Source organism: Mycobacterium sp. 5-140-3-2 (assembly GCF_035666375.1).
GTDB classification, from domain to species: domain Bacteria; phylum Actinomycetota; class Actinomycetes; order Mycobacteriales; family Mycobacteriaceae; genus Mycobacterium; species Mycobacterium intracellulare.
Genome location: NZ_CP142025.1, coordinates 3,815,004 through 3,827,675, shown reverse-complemented (window position 1 = coordinate 3,827,675; position 12,672 = coordinate 3,815,004). Strand labels below are relative to the sequence as shown.

Below are 12,672 nucleotides of genomic sequence, written 5' to 3'. Positions count from 1 at the left end.
CACGGCCTTATGCTTCGGCGGGAGGCACGCAATGAGGATGATCACGGCGGTCACGGCCGGCGCCCTGCTGGCGGGGCCGGTGTTCGGGGCGGGCGTCGCGCGCGCCGACAGCCCCGAGGAACAGCAGGCCTGTCAATTGATGGACGATCCCGCCGCCGCCGAGCAGGGACTCGCGCCGGCCGAATACGCCTTCATGCGACTGCGCGCCACGATGTCGGCGCAACACGCCCGCGACACCATGTCCCTCGCGGTCCAGGAGGACTGCCCGAATCACATCATCGACCTGCCGGCCAGCTGGCGATGACCGGCGTCGCGCCCCGGTGTCCGATCCATGCCCGCTGGGTATGTTCACTGGCGTGCGGCTAACGGAGTTTCACGAGCGGGTGGTGCTGCGCTTCGGTTCCACCTACGGGTCATCGGTCTTGGTCGATCACGTGCTGACCGGTTTCGACGGCCGGACGGCCGCCCAGGCCATCGAGGAGGGCATCGAGCCCCGCGACGTCTGGCGGGCGTTGTGCGTCGACTTCGACGTGCCCCACGAGCAGTGGTGACTCGCGCGCGTTATTCGTATGCCGGATAAGGGTTTTGCCGCAGCACCGTGGCCAGGTGCACGGCATTGCGGGCCGCGTTGGCGGTGGCGGACGCGACCGCGTCCGGGACGTCGTCGAGGTCGGTGTAGTCCGTGCCCTGCATCGCCTCGCCGTTCCAGTAGGTGCAGCCCTGCGCGGCGATCGAGAACCCGATGTCGTTGAGCGCCTGAAAGAGGTCGGCCACGATCTTGTGCGCGCCGTCCTCGTTGCCGACGACCGCGGCCAGGGCCACCTTGCCCACCATTGCCGGCCGTCCCGTGTCGTCGGTGTCGGACAGCTCGGCATCCAGGCGCTCCAGGACGCGCTGCGCGACGCTGGACATGTGCCCGACCCAGGTGGGCGTCGACACGATGACGATGTCGGCCGCCTTGATCTTGGTCAGCACCGCCGGCCACTCGTCGCCCGGGCCCATGTCGGCCTCGACACCCGGCAGCAGCGCCAGGTCCACGCATCGCACCTTCTCGCCCTGGACGCCCGCGCCGCGCAGCTGATCGAGCAACTGGTCGGCGAGCAGGTCGCTGCTGGACGGCGCGGGGCTCTTCTTCAACGAGCAGACCAGCGCGAGGGCGCGCAGGGACGGTGCTGAGGTCGGGGCCATGGTGGGCCACATACCCCGGCGCGGCGGCACCAAACGGCGCCCGGCCCTACCGCGGCGTCCGGTGCAGCACGCAGTCGCCGCACAACGAGCCGTCGGGCAGGCGATAGAACAGGCAGCAGCTGCGGCGCCGGAAGCCCAGCCGCGGGCCGGTGATCACGCCGGATCCGGCCAGCACGCCGGTGTCCAGCAGGGACCGGGTGGTCTCGGTGATCGCGCGGCGCAGGTCGGGCCGCGCCGTCAGCAGCGCCCGCGCGGCGCCCACCAGCGCGGAGGCGATGTTGCCCGCGAGCAGCGCCGGCGCCAGCTTGACCCGCAGGCCGGCGGCGAGCGGGCGCATGTGCTCGCTCACCACGGCGCGATACAGCGCGTCCGGTGAATCGGCGGGCATCCCAACGGGTCGGGGCAGTCGTAGCTGCGCGCCGTCGTCGGCGCGTTGCAGGTCGTCGAGCCGGGGGAGGACGCCGTGGCCGATCGCGCACGCGAGCACCGGCGACCACAGCCGGGTGGCGTGGCCGAGGTGAACCAGCGAGGCGCCGATCCGCAGGTCGGTCGTGCGGTAGCGCCGGGCGGTGGCGTCGATCAGGTCGGCGCAGCCGTCGGTGTAGGACTGGGTGACCGGATGCCATCCCGCCGCGTCGCCGCCGACGGTCAGGGCGAAAAAGCCTCCATAGGAAGCCGTTTCGGCCAGCTCGGTGGAGATGTCCATCGCGTCGCGCCCGCCTCTTGAGGAAATCCGCCGCGAAGCCCCGTCGACGCCTTTCGGTGGCCGATGTTGCCACACGCGATGGCGATGAACGGCGTGTCAGACTTGAATCGAACACCTGTTCGGCTAGTGTGGGGAGCGTTCGGCCAGTCAACTTGTCGGTGGGCTTCTCTAGTGTCACCGCCAACCGACCGATACCGGTCAGACGAACACCGACTATAGGAGAGACACCATGGCGCAAGCCCCCGATCGCGAGAAGGCTCTCGAACTGGCGATGGCCCAGATCGAAAAGAGCTACGGCAAAGGCTCGGTAATGCGTCTCGGCGACGAGATGCGCCAGCCGATCTCGGTCATCCCGACCGGATCCATCGCACTGGACGTGGCCCTGGGCATCGGCGGCCTGCCCCGCGGCCGGGTCGTGGAGATCTACGGCCCGGAATCCTCGGGTAAGACCACCGTCGCCCTGCACGCCGTGGCCAACGCCCAGGCCGCCGGCGGCGTCGCGGCCTTCATCGACGCCGAGCACGCCCTGGACCCGGAGTACGCCAAGAAGCTCGGCGTGGACACCGATTCCCTGCTGGTCAGCCAGCCCGACACGGGGGAGCAGGCCCTCGAGATCGCCGACATGCTGATCCGCTCCGGCGCCCTGGACATCCTGGTCATCGACTCGGTGGCGGCGCTGGTGCCGCGCGCGGAGCTCGAAGGCGAGATGGGGGACAGCCACGTCGGCCTGCAGGCCCGGCTGATGAGCCAGGCGCTGCGGAAAATGACTGGCGCGCTGAACAATTCGGGCACCACCGCGATCTTCATCAACCAGCTGCGCGAGAAGATCGGCGTGATGTTCGGCAGCCCCGAGACCACCACGGGCGGAAAGGCGCTGAAGTTCTACGCCTCGGTGCGCATGGACGTTCGCCGGATCGAGACCCTCAAGGACGGCACCAACGCGGTGGGTAACCGCACCCGGGTCAAGATCGTCAAGAACAAGGTGTCGCCGCCGTTCAAGCAGGCCGAGTTCGACATCCTCTACGGCCGGGGCATCAGCCGGGAAGGCTCGCTGATCGACATGGGGGTGGATCAGGGCTTCATCCGCAAGTCCGGTTCCTGGTTCACCTATGAGGGCGAGCAGCTCGGCCAGGGCAAGGAGAACGCCCGCACCTTCTTGATGGAGAACGACGAAGTGGCCAACGAGATCGAGAAGAAGATCAAGGAAAAGCTCGGCATTGGCGCGGTCGTGACCGATGACTTGTCCGATGACAGCGTCCTGCCCGCCCCCGTCGATTTCTGATCCCTCCCGCGAGGAGCAGGCGCGGGCGCTGTGCCTGCGCCTGCTCACCGCGAGAGCGCGCACCCGGGCCGAGCTGCGCGGCCGGCTGGCCAAGCGGGGCTATCCCGACGACGTCAGCGAGCGGGTGCTCGACCGGTTGGCCTCCGTCGGCCTGATCGATGACACCGACTTCGCCCAGCAGTGGGTGCGGTCCCGCCGCGCGCACGCCGGAAAGAGCAAGCGCGCCTTGGCCGCCGAGTTGCACACCAAGGGCGTCGACAACGAGGTGATCACCACCGTGCTGGCCGGCATCGACGCCGGCGCCGAGCGGGACCGGGCCGAACAGCTGGTCCGGTCCAAGCTGCGCCGCGAGACGCTCAGCGACGACGACGCGCGGGTGACGCGGCGGCTGGTGGGGATGCTGGCGCGCCGCGGCTACAGCCAGAACCTGGCGTGCGAGGTGGTGTTCGCCGAGCTGGCCGCCGAGCGGGAGCGCCGCCGCGTCTAGGCGGTGACGTGCGGTTTCACCCGCGCCGACCGCCCGCCGTACCATGGCCCCGTGACTTCGACGGTGCGAGAGGCGGTGGCGCGGGGCGCCGCACCGGCGCGCACCTACCAGGTCCGCACCTACGGCTGCCAGATGAACGTCCACGATTCCGAGCGGCTGGCGGGCCTGCTGGAGGCGGCCGGATACCAGCGGGCGGCCGAGGACGCCGACGCCGACGTGGTGGTGTTCAACACCTGCGCGGTTCGCGAGAACGCCGACAACAAGCTGTACGGCAACCTCAGCCACCTGGCGCCGCGCAAGCGGGGTAATCCCGAGATGCAGATCGCGGTCGGGGGCTGCCTGGCGCAAAAGGACCGGGACGCGTTGCTGCGCAAGGCGCCGTGGGTCGACGTCGTCTTCGGCACCCACAACATCGGGTCGCTGCCCACGCTGCTCGAGCGGGCCCGGCACAACAAGGTCGCCCAGGTCGAGATCGCCGAGGCGCTGCAGGAGTTCCCGTCGTCGCTGCCCAGCGCCCGCGAATCCGCTTACGCCGCTTGGGTTTCCATCTCGGTCGGGTGCAACAACAGCTGCACGTTCTGCATCGTGCCGTCGCTGCGGGGCAAGGAGGTCGACCGCAGCCCCGACGACATCCTGGCCGAGGTCGCCTCGCTGGTGGACGACGGCGTGCTCGAGGTCACGCTGCTGGGCCAGAACGTCAACGCCTACGGGGTGTCCTTCGCCGATCCCGCGCTGCCGCGCGACCGCGGGGCCTTCGCCCGCCTGCTGCGCGCCTGCGGCGAGATCGACGGGCTGGAGCGGGTGCGGTTCACCTCGCCGCACCCGGCCGAATTCACCGACGACGTCATCGAGGCCATGGCGCAGACGCCGAACGTGTGCCCCGCCCTGCACATGCCGCTGCAATCCGGGTCCGACCGGGTGCTGCGCGCGATGCGGCGCTCGTATCGCGCCGAGCGCTACCTCGGCATCATCGACCGCGTCCGGGCGGCGATGCCGCACGCCGCCATCACCACCGATCTGATCGTCGGGTTCCCGGGTGAGACCGAGGACGATTTCGCCGCCACGCTGGACGTCGTGCGCCGGGCCCGGTTCTCGGCCGCCTTCACCTTCCAGTACTCCAAGCGGCCCGGCACCCCCGCCGCCGACCTCGACGGTCAGCTACCGAAAGCCGTTGTGCAGGAACGCTATGAGCGGCTGGTCGCGCTGCAGGAGGAGATCTCGCTGCAGGGCAACCAGGCCCTGGTCGGCCAAACCGTCGAACTGCTCGTCGCCACCGGCGAGGGGCGCAAGGACACCGCCACCGCCCGGATGAGCGGGCGGGCGCGCGACGGCCGGCTGGTTCACTTCGCCGTCGGCGACGCGGCCCGCGGGTCCGCCGACACCCGGCCGCGCCCCGGCGACGTCATCACCACGATGGTCACCGGGGCCGCACCCCACCACCTCATCGCCGACGCGGGCATCCTGACCCACCGCCGCACCCGGGCGGGTGACGCGCACGCCGCAGGGCGGCGCCCGCGCGGCATCGGCCTGGGCATGCCCGCCGTCGGTCCGCCCGTCGGCCCGGCCCAACCCCTGGGATGTGCACGATGAAAAAAGACGACACACAACTTGGCGCCCTGCGCACCGAGATCGAGGCCGCCGAACGCCGGGTGGCGCGCGGGATCGACCCCGGCCCACGGGGCTTCTTCGTGTCGATCCTGGTGTTCGTGCTGCTCGGGTCGTTCATCCTGCCGCACACCGGCGATGTGCGCGGCTGGGACGTGCTGTTCGGGAGCCACGGCGCCGGCGCGGCCGCGGTCGCGCTGCCGTCGCGGGTGTTCGCCTGGCTGGCGCTGGTCTTCGGCGTGGGCTTTTCGATGCTGGCGCTGGTGACCCGGCGCTGGGCGCTGGCCTGGGTTGCGCTCGCCGGCTCGGCGATCGCGGGCGCGGCGGGCATGCTGGCGATCTGGTCGCGTCAGACCGTGGCCGCGGGGCACCCGGGGCCGGGGTGGGGCCTGATCGTCGCCTGGATCACCGTGCTGCTGCTCATCTATCACTGGGCGCGCGTGGTGTGGCAGCGGACCATCGTGCAGCTCGCCGCCGAGGAGCAGCGCCGCCGCGCCGCCTCCCAGCAGCAGTCGACCTCGCTGCTGGACGACCTGGACCGCCCGCGTGACGATCCCGGAAGCGGTACCGGATCGGGCGGCGGCAGCTAGGACTTGCGGCTCAGGGCCTCCACGGCCGCCTGCGCCCACTGCCGCCACTGTTCGGCGTTGGCTTTGGCCTCTTCGGCCTCTTTGGCCCGGCCCGCCGCCGCGGCCTTCTGGGCCTGCTGTTCGTATTGCTCGGCGCGCGCCTGGAATTGCTCGGCCCGGGCCTGCGCCTGGGGATCCGACCAATCCGCCTCGCCGGCGTCGCGCACCTTCTTCTCGACCGCGCGCAGCCGGCGCTCCAGCTCGGCGGTGCGCTCCCGCGGGACCTTGCCGATCGCGTCCCACTTCTCGACGATCGAGCGCAGCGCCGCCCGAGCGGCGTCGTGATTGCTGGTGTCCAGCTTTTCGGCCTCCGCCAGCAGCGCCTCTTTGGCCGTCGCGTTGGCGCGGAACTCCGCGTCCTTTTCCGCGGTCGCCGCGTTGCGGGCGGTGAAGAACACGTCCTGGGCGGCCTTGAAGCGCCGCCACAGCGCGTCGTCGACCTCCCGGGTCGCCCGCCCGGCCGCCTTCCATTCGGTGAGCAACTTGCGAAACTCCGCGCTGGTGGCGGTCCAGTCGGTCGAATCGGAGAGTTCCTCGGCCCGCTCGCACAGCCGTTCCTTGGCCTGGCGGATTCCCGAGCGTTCCCGATCCAACTCGGCGAAATGCGCTCCCCGCCGCCGGTTGAAGGCCTCGCGGGCCGCGGAATAGCGCTTCCACAACGCGTCGTCCACCTTGCGGTCCAGGCCGGTGATGGTCTTCCACTCGTCGAGGATCGCGCGCAGCCGGTCGCCGGCGGCCTTCCATTGCGTCGAGGTGGCGGCCAACTCCTCGGCCTCGGCGGCCAGCGCCTCCTTGCGGGCGGTCTGGGCGGCCCGATGTTCCTCGCGCCGGGAGCGGTCCGCGGCGACGGTCGCCTCGGCGTGTTCGGCGATGCTGGCCAGCCGGGTGGCCAAAGCGTCGATATCGCCCAGCACGGCGGCCGTCGGCAGCGTCTCGGCCAGCTCGGACGCGTGCGCCTTGATCTTGCGCGCGTCCCCGGTGCCCGAGGCCAGCCGCTCCTCCATCAGCGTGACCTCGGTGGCGAGGTCGTCGAATCGCCGGCCGAAGTGGGCGAACGCCGCTTCGCGGTCACCGGCCTGCCAGGAGCCCACGATCCGCTCGCCGGCGGCGCTGATCAGCCACACCGTGCCGTCGTCGTCCACGCGCCCGAACTGGTGCGGATCGCTGGGTGGGGGCGGCACCACGACCGGGTGAGCGGCCGGCCGCGACCCCGAGCCCGCGGGCCGCGGACCGGGACGCGGCCCCGGACGCGGCACCGGCCGGGCCGATTCGTCGCGAGGCTGGTCAGCCGTCATGCGCTCGTCACTACCCTTTCGCAAACCTTCCGCGCGGTTGGCGTACCGCGCGCCTGCCGCGCGTAGCGGCACCGTTCTTGCATCTGCGGACGTCCCACCCGGGTTTTCCCAGCAGGCGCCTAACAGTATTCAAGCAGCTTGCGCGACCACACGCCGCCACCTTGGTATTCGGGGCGGGGAACCGGGGCGGCCGCCTCGGCTCGCGCTACCTGTGATGTTCTCTTAGAGTTATCCAAGCGGTCACATAGATTGCTGAAGTAATAATCGAAGGATCGCCCGCGGCGCGGCCGGACGTGTGAAACGTCATAGATTTGTATCTGAACTGAACGCGAAATGTGCGTGTATTTGCTTGCGCCCCGGGGAAAGCTGGGTCGGACGGTCGTGAGCTCTGGGGGTCGGGGATATGTCGAAAGTTGATGTCGCAGCGTTGATTGCCTTGTGCGCGGCGCTGGCATCGGCGATCGGCGACGTGATCCGTCAGCGCTCCGCGCACGAGATCACCGACAAGCAGGTCGGGCACCTCGAACTGTTCCGCATGTCGCTGCGCGACGCGCGATGGTGGCTCGGCGGCATGGCCGCGGTCACCAATTACAGCCTGCAGGCCGCCGCCCTGGCGTGGGGCTCGGTGGTCATGGTGACCGCCCTGCAGGTGACCGCGCTGCTGTTCGCGCTCCCGATCTACGCGCGGCTCGCCCATCATCGGGTCAAGCCGCGGGAATGGATCTGGGCGCTGGTCCTGGCGGCCGGGCTGGCGGTGGTCATCATCGTCGGCGACCCGGAGTCCGGCCACCAGCGCGCGCCGCTGCAGACCTGGATCATCGTGGCCCTGGTCATGGCGCCGCTGCTGGTGGGCTGCGTGGTGGCCGCACGAATCTGGTCCGGCAGCCCGTTCGCGGCGGTGCTGCTCGCGGTGGTGGCGGGGTCCTCGCTGGCGCTGTTCGCGGTGTTGACCAAGGGCATCGTCGAGATGTCCGAGCACGGCGTCGCGCGCGTGCTGACCTCGCCGGAGTTCGTGCCCTGGCTGCTGGTGGCGCTGGCCGGGATGATCTTCCAGCAATCGGCATTCCGCGCCGGCACGCTGACCGCGTCGCTGCCGACGATGACGGTCGCCAAGCCGGTGGTCGCGGGGCTGCTCGGAGTGCTGGTGCTGGGCGAGACGGTCAACGCCAGCGGGGCCGAGTCGTTCGTGCTGGTCGCCGCGGTGTCGGTGGTGATCGTCGCGACCATCGCGCTGGCGCGCGGCGAGGCCGCCGCCGTCGACCGGACCGAATCCGGTGGGGGCGCACCGCGAAGAAAGCGGGCCCGGGACGCATCCGCCGAAGAGAGCCTCGGTCCCTACGGCGAGTGCCTGGTGGTCGCCGACGGCCCACGCTGCTGACTGGTTCGCTGGTGGCGGCCCGATCACGTTAGTTTGGTGGCGTGCTGAGCGCCATTGCCATCGTCCCGTCGGCGCCGGTGCTTGTTCCCGAACTTGCCGGGGCGGCCGCCGCCGAGGTGGCCGATCTGGTCGCGGCGACGCTCGCGGCGGCCGCGTTGCTGCCCGAACGCTGGGTGATCATCGGGACCGGCCCCGCCGACGAGGAATTCGGTCCCGACGCCGCGGGCACGTTCGCGGGTTTCGGAGTTGACGTGCGTGTCCGGTTGTCACCGCAGGACGGCGACGAGCCCGAGCCACTGGCACTCCCGGTGTGCGCGCTGCTGGGCGGCTGGGTGCGCGGCCGGGCGCAGCCGCAGGCCAGCGCGCGGGTCCGCGTCTACCGCGGCGACCACGGCGCCACCGCGGCGCTTCGCCGCGGCCGCGAACTGCGAACCGAGATCGACCGGCTGCCCGAGCCGATCGGGGTGCTGGTCGTCGCCGACGGCGCCAACACCTTGACCCCGTCCGCCCCCGGCGGACACCACCCGGACAACGCGCCCGCGCAAGAGGCCCTCAACGACGCGCTCGCCGACGGCGACGTGGCGGCGCTGACCCGCCTGCCGCCCCAGATCCTGGGGCGGGTCGCCTTTCAGGTGCTGGCCGGCCTGGCCGAGCCGGGGCCCCGATCCGCCAAGGAGCTGTACCGGGGGGCGCCCTACGGGGTGGGATACTTCGCCGGCGCCTGGCAGCTGTGACGGTGGCCGTGCGACCACTGGCCATCATCGGTCCCACCGGAACGGGCAAGTCGCAGCTGGCCCTCGACATCGCGGAGCGGCTGGGCGCACAGATCGTGAACGCCGACGCGATGCAGCTGTATCGGGGCATGGACATCGGCACCGCCAAGCTGCCCGTCGACGCGCGCCGCGGCATTCCGCATCACCAGCTCGACGTCCTCGACGTCACCGAGACCGCGACCGTCGCCCGCTATCAGCAAGCCGCCGCCGCGGACATCGAGGCGATCGCGGCCGCCGGCGCGGTGCCCATCATCGTGGGCGGCTCCATGCTCTACATCCAGTCACTCCTCGACGACTGGTCGTTTCCCGCCACCGATCCCGCCGTGCGCGCACGCTGGGAGCGGCGGCTGGGCGAGGTCGGGGTGGGGGAGCTGCACGCGGAGCTGGCCCGTCGCGACCCCGCCGCGGCCGCATCGATCCTGCCCACCGACGCGCGCCGCACGGTGCGGGCCCTGGAAGTGGTGGAACTGACCGGCCGGCCGTTCGCCGCCTCCGCGCCCCGGATCGGCGCCCCGCGATGGGACACCGCCATCATCGGATTGGACTGTGACACAACGATTCTCGATGACCGGCTGGCCAAGCGGACCGACGCCATGTTCGACCAGGGCCTGGTCGGGGAGGTCACCGCCCTGCTCGAGCACGGCCTGCGCGACGGGGTCACCGCCTCGCGAGCCCTGGGCTACGCGCAGGTGATCGCGGCGCTCGACGACGGTGGCGGCCCGGATCGACTCCGCGAGGCCAGGGAGCAGACGTTCGTGGGCACCCGCCGCTACGTGCGACGGCAGCGCTCGTGGTTCCGGCGCGACCACCGGGTGCAGTGGCTCAACGCCGACGATCGCGCCGGGCTCGTCGACGGCGCGGTACGCGCGTGGCGGCACGTATCCTGAACTGGTGAAATTCGCAAAGGGCCACGGCACCCAGAACGACTTCGTGGTGCTGCCCGACCCGGCGGCCGAGCTGAGCCTGACCGGGTCCCGGGTGGCCGCCCTCTGCGACCGGCGACGCGGGCTGGGCGCCGACGGGGTGCTGAGGGTCACCACGGCCGGCGCCGCCGCCGCGGCCGGCGTGCTGGACCGGTTGCCCGACGGCGTGGCCGCCGACGACTGGTACATGGACTACCGCAACGCCGACGGGTCCATCGCCCAAATGTGCGGCAACGGCGTGCGGGTCTTCGCCCACTACCTGCGCGCGAGCGGGCTGGAGGACCGCGACGATTTCGTCGTCGGGTCGCTGGCCGGCCCCCGGCCGGTCAGCGTGCATCGCGTCGACGGGACCACCGCCGACATCAGCGTCGACATGGGCAAGGCCAACACGCTCGGCCCGGGCGACGCCGTCCTGGGCGGGCGGCGATTTTCCGGCGTGGCGATCGATGTGGGCAATCCCCACTTGGCCTGCGTCGACCCCGACCTGACCGTCGACGCGCTGGCCGCGCTGGACGTGGCCGCGCCGGTCAGTTTCGACCCCGCCCAATTCCCGGACGGGGTGAACGTCGAGATCCTCACCGCACCGGACGCCGGGGCGGTGCACATGCGCGTCCACGAGCGGGGGGTCGGCGAAACACGCTCGTGTGGCACCGGAACGGTCGCGGCCGCGGTCGCCGCGCTGGCCGGCACCGGGGCGGACACCGGCACGCTGACCGTCCGGGTGCCGGGCGGCGAGGTCGTCGTCACCATCACCGACGCCACCAGCTACCTGCGCGGGCCGTCGGTACTGGTGGCCCACGGAGAAATCAGCGAGGAATGGTGGCGCGCACAGTAGCGTTAATTCAGATGCACGCCACCGACTTTGCGTGCATCATCTCTTATTGCCTATGACACATCCCGAATTTCGCGATCACGCGGTCACGGAGCCCAGCACGGGCGAACTCGCCCTCGAGGATCGGTCGGCGCTGCGCCGCGTCGCCGGCCTGTCCACCGAGCTCGCCGACGTCACCGAGGTCGAATACCGCCAGCTTCGACTGGAGCGGGTCGTCCTGGTGGGCGTGTGGACCGACGGCACCGCCGCCGACAGCCAGGCCAGCATGGCCGAGCTGGCCGCCCTCGCCGAAACGGCCGGCTCCCAGGTGCTCGAAGGGCTCATCCAGCGCCGCGACAAGCCCGACCCGTCGACCTACATCGGCTCGGGTAAGGCCGCCGAACTGCGCGAGGTGGTGCTGGCGACCGGCGCCGACACCGTCATCTGCGACGGTGAACTGTCCCCGGCTCAGCTGACCGCGCTGGAGAAGGCGGTGAAGGTCAAGGTCATCGACCGCACCGCGCTGATCCTGGACATCTTCGCCCAGCACGCCACGAGCCGGGAGGGCAAGGCGCAGGTGTCGCTGGCCCAGATGGAATACATGCTGCCGCGGCTGCGCGGTTGGGGTGAGTCGATGTCGCGGCAGGCCGGTGGCCGCGCCGGCGGCAGCGGGGGAGGCGTGGGCCTGCGCGGTCCCGGTGAGACCAAGATCGAGACCGACCGGCGGCGCATCCGCGAGCGGATGGCGAAGCTGCGCCGCGAGATCAAGGACATGAAGCAGGTCCGCGACACCCAGCGCAGCCGGCGGTTGCACAGCGACGTGCCGTCGATCGCCATCGTCGGCTACACCAACGCCGGCAAGTCCAGCCTGCTCAACGCGCTGACGGGCGCCGGGGTGCTGGTGCAGGACGCGCTGTTCGCCACCCTGGAGCCCACCACGCGGCGCGCCGAGTTCGACGAAGGACGTTCGTTCGTGCTCACCGACACCGTCGGGTTCGTCCGGCACCTGCCCACCCAGCTCGTCGAGGCCTTCCGCTCCACCCTGGAGGAGGTCGTCGACGCCGACCTGCTGGTGCACGTCGTCGACGGCTCCGACGTCAACCCGCTGGCGCAGATCAATGCGGTCCGACAGGTGGTCACCGACGTCATCGCCGACCATGACGGCGCGCCCCCGCCCGAGCTGCTGGTGGTGAACAAGGTCGACGCCGCAAGCGATTTGGCGTTGGCCAAGCTCCGCCACGCGCTGCCGGGCGCGGTGTTCGTCTCCGCGCGCACCGGCGAGGGCATCGACGCCCTGCGCCGCCGCATCGCCGAGCTGGCCGTGCCCGCCGACACGGCCGTGGACGTGGTGATCCCGTATCACCGCGGGGACCTGGTGGCCCGCCTGCACGCCGACGGGCGCGTCCAGCACGAGGAGCACGACGCCGAGGGCACCCGGATCAAGGCCCGGGTCCCGGTCGCCCTGGCCGGCCGGCTGCGCGAGTTCGCCGCCCGCTGAGCCGTCGGGCGTAGCGGCCGATTCCCCAGCGCACCGCCGGCGCCGACCCGCCAGCTGCCGACCAACCGTCCGGTTGGTATATGTTGGGCTGCAGAAA

14 protein-coding genes are annotated in these 12,672 nt (G+C 71.2%); 11 read left to right on the top strand and 3 right to left on the bottom strand.

The genetic code is table 11. The annotated features are described in order from the left end of the window. Positions 1–31: 31 nt before the first annotated feature. Together P6281_RS17635 and P6281_RS17630 are read left to right on the top strand one after the other, a co-directional pair. Positions 32–304 (top strand): hypothetical protein, encoded by a 273-nt coding sequence (locus P6281_RS17635; protein ID WP_026071291.1) that lies wholly within the window; start codon positions 32–34, stop codon positions 302–304. Between the two features lie 52 nt (positions 305–356). Beyond that, complete coding sequence (locus P6281_RS17630) at positions 357–551, top strand: DUF3046 domain-containing protein (RefSeq protein ID WP_407558019.1); 195 nt, start codon at positions 357–359, stop codon at positions 549–551. Between the two features lie 10 nt (positions 552–561). On the opposite strand, the gene P6281_RS17625 is transcribed toward P6281_RS17630, so the two are convergent. Together P6281_RS17625 and P6281_RS17620 are read right to left on the bottom strand one after the other, a co-directional pair. Further along, positions 562–1,200: a flavodoxin family protein gene (locus P6281_RS17625; RefSeq protein ID WP_201408064.1), complete on the bottom strand. Its 639-nt coding sequence runs from the start codon at positions 1,198–1,200 to the stop codon at positions 562–564. A 34-nt stretch (positions 1,201–1,234) separates the two neighbouring features. Then, positions 1,235–1,894, bottom strand: coding sequence for a (2Fe-2S)-binding protein (locus tag P6281_RS17620; RefSeq protein ID WP_014385388.1), 660 nt, complete (start codon positions 1,892–1,894; stop codon positions 1,235–1,237). Positions 1,895–2,123: 229 nt separating this feature from the next. On the opposite strand from P6281_RS17620, the gene recA reads away from it, so the two are divergent. From recA to P6281_RS17600, 4 genes are read left to right on the top strand one after another with little or no spacing between them, the layout of a single operon-like run. Then, complete coding sequence (gene recA, locus P6281_RS17615; RefSeq protein WP_008258595.1) at positions 2,124–3,176, top strand: recombinase RecA; 1,053 nt, start codon at positions 2,124–2,126, stop codon at positions 3,174–3,176. Further along, on the top strand, positions 3,142–3,663 hold the full coding sequence (gene recX / locus P6281_RS17610) for a recombination regulator RecX (protein ID WP_008258586.1): 522 nt from the start codon (positions 3,142–3,144) through the stop codon (positions 3,661–3,663). The genes recA and recX overlap by 35 nt, the downstream gene beginning before the upstream one ends. Positions 3,664–3,714: 51 nt before the next feature. Further along, positions 3,715–5,253 (top strand): tRNA (N6-isopentenyl adenosine(37)-C2)-methylthiotransferase MiaB, encoded by a 1,539-nt coding sequence (gene miaB, locus P6281_RS17605; RefSeq protein ID WP_324738457.1) that lies wholly within the window; start codon positions 3,715–3,717, stop codon positions 5,251–5,253. After that, positions 5,241–5,858: an Rv2732c family membrane protein gene (locus tag P6281_RS17600; RefSeq protein ID WP_050989391.1), complete on the top strand. Its 618-nt coding sequence runs from the start codon at positions 5,241–5,243 to the stop codon at positions 5,856–5,858. The genes miaB and P6281_RS17600 overlap by 13 nt, the downstream gene beginning before the upstream one ends. Here P6281_RS17600 and P6281_RS17595 read toward each other — a convergent pair. Further along, on the bottom strand, positions 5,855–7,192 hold the full coding sequence (locus tag P6281_RS17595) for a DUF349 domain-containing protein (protein ID WP_008258580.1): 1,338 nt from the start codon (positions 7,190–7,192) through the stop codon (positions 5,855–5,857). The genes P6281_RS17600 and P6281_RS17595 overlap by 4 nt on opposite strands. Positions 7,193–7,595: 403 nt before the next feature. Here P6281_RS17595 and P6281_RS17590 point away from each other — a divergent pair, with 403 nt between their 5' ends. From P6281_RS17590 to hflX, 5 genes are read left to right on the top strand one after another with little or no spacing between them, the layout of a single operon-like run. Beyond that, a complete protein-coding gene (locus tag P6281_RS17590; RefSeq protein WP_014380607.1) occupies positions 7,596–8,570 on the top strand; it encodes a DMT family transporter in 975 nt (324 codons plus the stop codon). 41 nt (positions 8,571–8,611) lie between these two features. Further along, on the top strand, positions 8,612–9,304 hold the full coding sequence (locus P6281_RS17585; protein WP_014382926.1) for a hypothetical protein: 693 nt from the start codon (positions 8,612–8,614) through the stop codon (positions 9,302–9,304). 8 nt (positions 9,305–9,312) lie between these two features. Further along, complete coding sequence (gene miaA, locus P6281_RS17580) at positions 9,313–10,230, top strand: tRNA (adenosine(37)-N6)-dimethylallyltransferase MiaA (RefSeq protein ID WP_008258573.1); 918 nt, start codon at positions 9,313–9,315, stop codon at positions 10,228–10,230. A gap of 4 nt (positions 10,231–10,234) precedes the next feature. Further along, on the top strand, positions 10,235–11,101 hold the full coding sequence (gene dapF, locus P6281_RS17575; protein WP_008258572.1) for a diaminopimelate epimerase: 867 nt from the start codon (positions 10,235–10,237) through the stop codon (positions 11,099–11,101). Between the two features lie 52 nt (positions 11,102–11,153). After that, positions 11,154–12,575, top strand: coding sequence for a GTPase HflX (gene hflX / locus P6281_RS17570; RefSeq protein WP_014380603.1), 1,422 nt, complete (start codon positions 11,154–11,156; stop codon positions 12,573–12,575). The last annotated feature ends 97 nt before the right edge of the window (positions 12,576–12,672 follow it).

Coding starts and splice junctions, on each gene's coding strand:
- P6281_RS17635 (WP_026071291.1), top strand. CDS start 32: ATGAGGATGATCACGGCGGTCACGGCCGGCGCCCTGCTGGCGGGGCCG.
- P6281_RS17625 (WP_201408064.1), bottom strand. CDS start 1,200: ATGTGGCCCACCATGGCCCCGACCTCAGCACCGTCCCTGCGCGCCCTC.
- P6281_RS17620 (WP_014385388.1), bottom strand. CDS start 1,894: ATGGACATCTCCACCGAGCTGGCCGAAACGGCTTCCTATGGAGGCTTT.
- recA (WP_008258595.1), top strand. CDS start 2,124: ATGGCGCAAGCCCCCGATCGCGAGAAGGCTCTCGAACTGGCGATGGCC.
- recX (WP_008258586.1), top strand. CDS start 3,142: ATGACAGCGTCCTGCCCGCCCCCGTCGATTTCTGATCCCTCCCGCGAG.
- P6281_RS17600 (WP_050989391.1), top strand. CDS start 5,241: ATGTGCACGATGAAAAAAGACGACACACAACTTGGCGCCCTGCGCACC.
- P6281_RS17595 (WP_008258580.1), bottom strand. CDS start 7,192: ATGACGGCTGACCAGCCTCGCGACGAATCGGCCCGGCCGGTGCCGCGT.
- P6281_RS17590 (WP_014380607.1), top strand. CDS start 7,596: ATGTCGAAAGTTGATGTCGCAGCGTTGATTGCCTTGTGCGCGGCGCTG.
- hflX (WP_014380603.1), top strand. CDS start 11,154: ATGACACATCCCGAATTTCGCGATCACGCGGTCACGGAGCCCAGCACG.